6 protein-coding genes are annotated in these 6,367 nt (G+C 61.9%); 1 reads left to right on the top strand and 5 read right to left on the bottom strand.

The window, feature by feature from the left end:
• Positions 1–126: 126 nt before the first annotated feature.
• On the top strand, positions 127–903 hold the full coding sequence (locus GNZ21_RS06065; protein WP_157322390.1) for a DDE-type integrase/transposase/recombinase: 777 nt from the start codon (positions 127–129) through the stop codon (positions 901–903).
• A gap of 94 nt (positions 904–997) precedes the next feature.
• Here GNZ21_RS06065 and GNZ21_RS06060 read toward each other — a convergent pair whose 3' ends face one another.
• The 5 genes from GNZ21_RS06060 to GNZ21_RS06040 form a co-directional block, all read right to left on the bottom strand.
• The gene (locus GNZ21_RS06060) at positions 998–1,849 is read right to left on the bottom strand and encodes an aminoglycoside adenylyltransferase domain-containing protein (protein ID WP_198345976.1); all 852 of its coding nucleotides are present in this window, start codon (positions 1,847–1,849) and stop codon (positions 998–1,000) included.
• On the bottom strand, positions 1,846–2,463 hold the full coding sequence (locus GNZ21_RS06055; protein ID WP_188503859.1) for a recombinase family protein: 618 nt from the start codon (positions 2,461–2,463) through the stop codon (positions 1,846–1,848). Before GNZ21_RS06055 ends, GNZ21_RS06060 begins: the two co-directional genes overlap by 4 nt.
• Positions 2,464–2,587: 124 nt before the next feature.
• Entirely contained in the window at positions 2,588–3,748 is a 1,161-nt protein-coding gene (locus tag GNZ21_RS06050) for a TniQ family protein (protein WP_157322387.1), read from the bottom strand.
• Complete coding sequence (locus GNZ21_RS06045; protein ID WP_444980159.1) at positions 3,745–4,599, bottom strand: TniB family NTP-binding protein; 855 nt, start codon at positions 4,597–4,599, stop codon at positions 3,745–3,747. Before GNZ21_RS06045 ends, GNZ21_RS06050 begins: the two co-directional genes overlap by 4 nt.
• 56 nt (positions 4,600–4,655) lie before the next feature.
• Positions 4,656–6,236 (bottom strand): Mu transposase C-terminal domain-containing protein, encoded by a 1,581-nt coding sequence (locus GNZ21_RS06040; protein WP_462358803.1) that lies wholly within the window; start codon positions 6,234–6,236, stop codon positions 4,656–4,658.
• Positions 6,237–6,367: the final 131 nt, after the last annotated feature.

Below are 6,367 nucleotides of genomic sequence, written 5' to 3'. Positions count from 1 at the left end.
CCCATACCGCTATCGGTAGTGCCGTTCCCTCAGCCCGTGTTCACAACCTCACGGGGAACTACAGCTAGGGAAGGCGATGCAGCCTTCTACACCAAATCGCGGCGCCCGAGGGCTCACCCTGCGGCGGTGAGTGCTGATGTGATTGCGGAGATCACCCGGATCCGCTCGGGGCTCGAAGCGGCTGGCCTGGATGCCGGGGCAGTCACGATTGCTGATCATCTCGCTGCCGGAGCGTTCAGCGATCAGCTGCCATCCCGAGCCAGCATTAATCGGATCCTGGCCCGGCACGGACTGGTGACCCCGCAGCCGCAGAAACGTCCGAAGGCCTCTCTGATCCGGTTCGAGGCTGAACTGCCTAATGGGTGCTGGCAATCCGATGTTACGAAGATTAACCTCGCAGACGGCGCCGCCGCGGAGGTCATTACCTGGTTGGATGACTACTCCAGGATGATCCTGCATATCCAGGCCCATGCCCGAGTCACCGTCAATACTGTGGTCTCGTCCTTCACCGCAGCAGCGCGCCAGCACGGGTACCCGGCAGCGACCCTGACCGATAACGGGATGATCTACACCACCCGGTTCCGCGGTGGGCCTAACCGGTTTGAGAAACTGTTGCGCACCCACGATGTGGCCCAGCGCAACGGGCGCGGAAACCACCCCCAAACCCAAGGCAAGATTGAACGGTTCCACCAAACGTTGAAGAAATGGGTCACCGCCGGTGCCCCACCAGAAACCGTGGCTGAACTGAACCAGCTGCTAAGCCGCTTCACCGAGATCTACAACACCCAGCGAATCCACACTGCTCGCAAAGCTACCCCGTGGGCGGCTGTCAGTTTCAGAAGTCGACTGCACAGATGTCAGAAGTCGTGTGCACACACGGAACGTCTCTCGCGCGTGAAGTAACTTCTGCTCTGCCCCTACCAGCCTCGGCAAACCTCGAAGAAGCCCTAGCTTCGTTCGTGGCCAGGGGCAGGTTTCGGTATTCAGACAGTGAAGATCATCCGCCGCCCCATTGGCTGGCAGCGAGCGTCTCTACGTAGGCCGCGAACTCGTATGCTCGCTGCATACTCCCAGGCCTGGGCGGGTCCACTGGCTTCCAGGGAATGGCCCGGTCTTCTGCGACTTGCGTCAGGAGTGGTAGCCAGGCGGGGTCGAGCTTGCTACGCGCCCACACGAGCGCAGCCGGTTTTGAGGCGACCTTGCCGGTCTCTGCGGTGTAGAGCACTCGGCTGTAGGTCTGTACGATGTATCGCTGCGTCCAGGCATGATTCATGTCAGCCCACTCGCGTATTCCTTCCAAGGTGCCAGGCAGGGCTTGACGGGCCGATTCTCGCATGGCCTGTTCTGAGACGGGATCGACCAGTTCTCGGGGTGGAGGGCCGCCGAGCGTAATACCGTGGTTGCGTAGGATCCATCGTGTGTGGAGGTTGTTGCAGTGATCGTCCCAGGTCATCTCTCGGTGTGCGCGGTCCACGAACAACCATGGCTGGCCTATCCCCGCTGCCCCACGTAATGAGTCTGCGTCGGCGTAGGAACCTTCGATGTTGTCTGACCAGAAGCCCGGACGCGTGGGAATATCGGCGTGCAAGCGTCGCAGCTCAGCTTCCACCTGACCGCTTGGAGGAACGGTTGTGACGATAATGAAGTCCGCGTCACTCTGCGCATCGCCCCCGCCAAGAGCGAAAGAGCCCTGCAAGTAGCCACCGACGTAAGTGTCCTGCAGAATCGCACGCGCTGATTCGTTCAGGTCGCGCAGGAGGGCATCCAGCTCTGGAAAAGGTGTAATCAAAAATTGGCTCCCAATACTCGTGAACAGGTCGCAGCCCAGTGCTCTGGCCGAGGTGGTCATCGACGTTGGGTTAGCACCTTGTGTCCGGCCTCGCGGAGCTCTCCGGTGGGGGAGACGTGGCGGTAGAGGGTCTGCCGGGTGACGCCGAGTTCTACGCAGAGGTCGCCGACGTTGGTGCCGCGTTGTCCCATTGACGCTGCGGCGAGACGGACTTTGGCCGGTGTCATCTTATAGGGCCTGCCGCCTTTGCGGCCTCGTGCCCGGGCTGAGGCCAGGCCTGCTTTGGTGCGCTCAGAGATCAGTTCCCGTTCGAACTCAGCTAGGGCGGCGAAGATCCCGAACACCAGTTTGCCCGAGGCGGTGGTGGTGTCGATGGCGGCACCTTGACCGGTCAGCACCTTGAGCCCGACGCCGCGATCGGTGAGGTCGTGGACGATGTTGACCAGATGCCGCAGGTCCCGGCCGAGCCGATCGAGCTTCCACACGATCAAGGTGTCCCCAGACCGGAGAGCTTTCAGACAGGCCGACAGGTGTGGCCGGTCGTCTTTCTTGCCAGAGGCCTTATCTTCGTAGATCTGCTCGGGATCAACGCCAGCGGCAATCAACGCATCTCGTTGTAGGTCTGTGGTCTGGGACCCGTCGGCTTTCGAGACTCGCACATATCCGATCAGCACGGTTCTGCCCCCATCACTTATACGGTCGTTTACGTGACACAAGACCCGAATTCTTTGCAGCCAGTCGAATACTGTCACGTAACCCGTCATGTATTCTACGTCGCGCAGACGATGTTGACGAGACTTATTGTGACAAGAAGTCGAGGGGGATGCCGAGTTCTTCGAAATTGGTGCGGACTCGTTGGATGTGCTCGGAGTCTTCAGGTGTGTAGAGCGTCATGAAGTTGAATAGCTGGCGTGCACTGTCTGGGTTCTGCTTGGCTTCGGCGACGACGGCGTGCATTGCCTCCGCAAGCGATTTCGGTGTGCTTGTTGGGAAATTTGCCGTTGCCACTGGTGGTGGCTTGCCTGGATCGATAGAGGCGTCGGGTTCCGACAGGAACAATGCAGCCTCGCGACCCCGGCCGGTCACAACGCCGTCTTCAAGCAGGCGCATCGCTGTTGCTGCTGCTTCAAGGGTGTCCAGCTGCACTTCCAGGGGCAGCTCTTCATAGGGGTACCACACCAGTTGGCCGGCACGGAACGGATGCCCGGCGTGGTCCCACACCTGCCGGGTCAACCGTTGGCCGCTCTCCTTGAGGGTGGCACTAAGTTCGTCGATCAGTGTTCGCAGTAGCCGGAACCAGATGCCGGCGTGAATGTGGCGTCGGGGTAGATCCACGCCCCCGGTGGTCAGCGCCTGCCAAGTGCGCCCATCCATGAGCTGGACCGCCGCGTTCGTTTCCCGTGGCGCTGGCGGGTTCTGGGGCCAGCCGTAGTAATAGCCCCGCACCCCCTCGTAGGACTCAAGTCGGCAGTGATGGACCGGGCAGGTCAGCATCAGCGAAAGTGACCACATCAGCTGATACGGGTGAGGGCGCGTGGACTCGGCAACGCATCGCGGGCATGCTCGCTGCTGTCGAGTCACCTTCACCGGCACCCATGCTCGCCACGAGGCCACAGTCCGATCAGTCCGCTTGCCCTCCGGCAGCAGCACCGACAGCTGACGGGTATATAGGCTGAACGCATCTGGGCCGGGGTCGATGTCGTCGAGCAGCCAGGGGACGAAACCGTTGACGCTCATGGCGTTGATCTTTTCGACGCAGGCACCGGTACGCTCGGCCAGCTGTTCGGCAAAGCCGTCCGGTGGCCCCATATCAAGATCGGCGTGGCTATCAAGAACATAGCCGAGGTCGAATACCAGGTCATCGATGGTGATGCCGTACCTCTCGGCGATCCGGGTCAGCCACGAGGAGAGTGCCTCACCTGGTGACGGTGCCGGATGTACCGGCCAACGAGTCCTCACAACAGCTCGCGTTCAAACATCCGTCGGCGTTCTGTCGGTCCGGTGTAGTCGGCCAGAGTCAGGCTCCGGTGGTCGATGGCCTCAATGCCGGACTCGACTGCGGCGACGGCGGCGGCAGTCAGCAGGTGTGCAAGCTCGCCGATGGTGCCTTCACTGCGGGCAAGCAGGTAGCGGGCCATGTCCTCAGTGTCGATCATCGAGGGCCGGCGTAGCGGGAAGGAGGCAGCGAAGCTGGCCAACAAAGACCGAGCTTTCTCCCCTGGTTCCCAGGTAGGCAGCACGAAGGGTTCGAACCGGTTCTCCAGTTGGTCATCGGAGCGCACCGCCAGGTAGGCCTCCCGGGTGCCAACTCCGACCAGCGGGATGCGCAACTCGTTGCCCAAGAACCGCAGCAGATTCAGAAACTCTCGGCGCACATCGCTGCGGCCGGCCAACACGTTGTGCAACTCATCGATGATCAACATCTGCACACCGACCTCGCGCAGCAGCGACAGGGCCAGCCGCTCAAGCTCCACGAGCCGCGGTCGCGATCGCAACGGTGCGCTCAGGGCAGCGAGGATCGCAGTGTAGAAACGTATTGGTGAGGGCTCCGAGGGCATCTGCACGCACAGCACCGGAATGTGCTCTCGGTTCGGTTCGGTGGTGGGCAGATGCTGACGGCGGAAGCGTTCGATGATCATGGACTTGCCATTGTTCGTCGGCCCGATCAGCAACATGTTGGGCATCCGCTGTTTCCGCGGCCAGTCAAGCAGGGTTTCGAGTCGATCAACAGCGGCCACGGCCTTGGGATAGCCGATCCAACGATCAGCCCGGATCCGGTCGACCCGCTCTGCTGCCGGCAACCGTGCCACTGAGTGAACATTCGGGTGTAGATGCGACAAGGTTGGAGCCTGGTACTCATCGACGCTCACCATTGTTCAATCTCCTCAAACCGTACCGCCGGTGTGACCTCAGATTCCGTGACCACAGGCGGCTCCAACACCGGGCCGGTCGATCGCGGCGTGGTCACCGCACGTTTGCGCCGCTCAGACTCCCGCCGGGTCTTCTTGGTGGTCTTCGCTGCGGTCTCGGATATCTCGCGCATCTGCGTGATCATCCGAAACAGCCCGGCCTCATCAACCTCAGCGGCACCGCGCTCCCGTAGCCGGGCCATGGCTTGGCGGTGTTCCCACACGCTGACGGCAGGATTCGACAGCGTCCGATAGGGCACCTCAAAATAGTCGGACCCATCAGGGTCCAGCACCCACACTCGGCTGATATCGCGCGGGTCCCTGCGGATGATGAACCGTTCGAGCTGCTCGCGGCGGGCGATCCAGGGTTTCAGGACATCGGCGAAATAGTGGACATGATCGATGACAAACCCCGTACGGGTCAGCTTCCGACGGATCACTGGCAAGAAATCCACCAGAAACGCCGTCGGGTTCGTCGTGACCACCGGGACACCGGTGGAGGCCATCCCTTCTGCCCACTTCCCGGCCGGGGTCTGACCCAGCGTGGTATGCACTGTGCCGTGATAGGTCGCCACCGCCAATGCCAGCCACTTCTCCAGTTCCGGCAGCGTCAGTGCCGCCATCTTCTCGGAGTCGTATTCGCCCCGCTGGGCTGGGTTAGAGAACGTCGTGCCTGGCAGTTCGTGGATCTGGCCCATCGCGGTGCCGATCACGCGTTCGATGATCCCGCCATAATGCGGCTGGCCCAGCGGCCTGTAGTTCAGTTCGATGCCGTGCTGTTCGCAGCCTCGACGCAGTGCCTCACTTTTGAACTCTGCGGCGTTGTCGACATGCAGCAGCTTCGGTTTGCCGCTCATCGGCCAGTCTGCTTCGACCCCGAGTCGTTCCAGCCAGGGCCGCTTATCCCTGGCGGCATGAGCCAGACATAACCCCACCGACACCGCCGAGGGAGGCTCCAAGGTCACCACCATGCCGATGAGGCAGCGGCTACACACGTCAATGGCCGCAGTCAGGTACGGTCTACCGATCGGCTGGCGCTCACGCTCATCGACAACGATCAGGTCAATGAGGGTGTGATCGATCTGAACCCGCTCCAAGATCGACTCGACCGCCGGAGCCTCGCCGCCGGCAGACTGCAATGGCCGCACACTCTCAGGGCCTTCCCTGCGCTGGCCCACTTCGATCGGATCCAGGCGGGCAATCCGAGCTGCCACCGTATTCCGGGCCGGTGCCGGCAAGCCGCGGGACCTGCACACGCGAACGACTTCGCGATACAAGGAGGCGATGCTTCGCTTCTGCCGCGTGAGGTACCGCGTGCGCAGCAGCTCGCGGATCACCTGCTCCACTGGCTCTGACAGACGATTGCCGCCCTTGCCACCGTTGGACCGACGACTGGAAAGATCCGTCACGAGGCCGGAGCCTTGGCGGTAGCGTTCCAGAAGCACATACACCTGCCGGCGAGAAATGCCCAGCTCGATGGCCGCTTCATCGGCGGCAGCCAGCCCAACACGACCGCGCTCGGCGAGCTTGCCGATCACGTAGGCGCGTAACCGAGTCTGCTCCCACTCCGCGCCTGACATCGTCAAATGCTCCGTCGAGGGAACCCCTACTAGTGGTGTGTCTCGTTAATAGTTAAGCGGTTGGGTTGTAGAATGAGGTATGGCTCGTT

The sequence above is a fragment of the Nesterenkonia alkaliphila genome, assembly GCF_009758175.1.
Taxonomy (GTDB): domain Bacteria; phylum Actinomycetota; class Actinomycetes; order Actinomycetales; family Micrococcaceae; genus Nesterenkonia; species Nesterenkonia alkaliphila.
The sequence above is the reverse complement of the archived record's forward strand: the minus strand, read 5'-3'. Positions and strand labels throughout refer to the sequence as shown.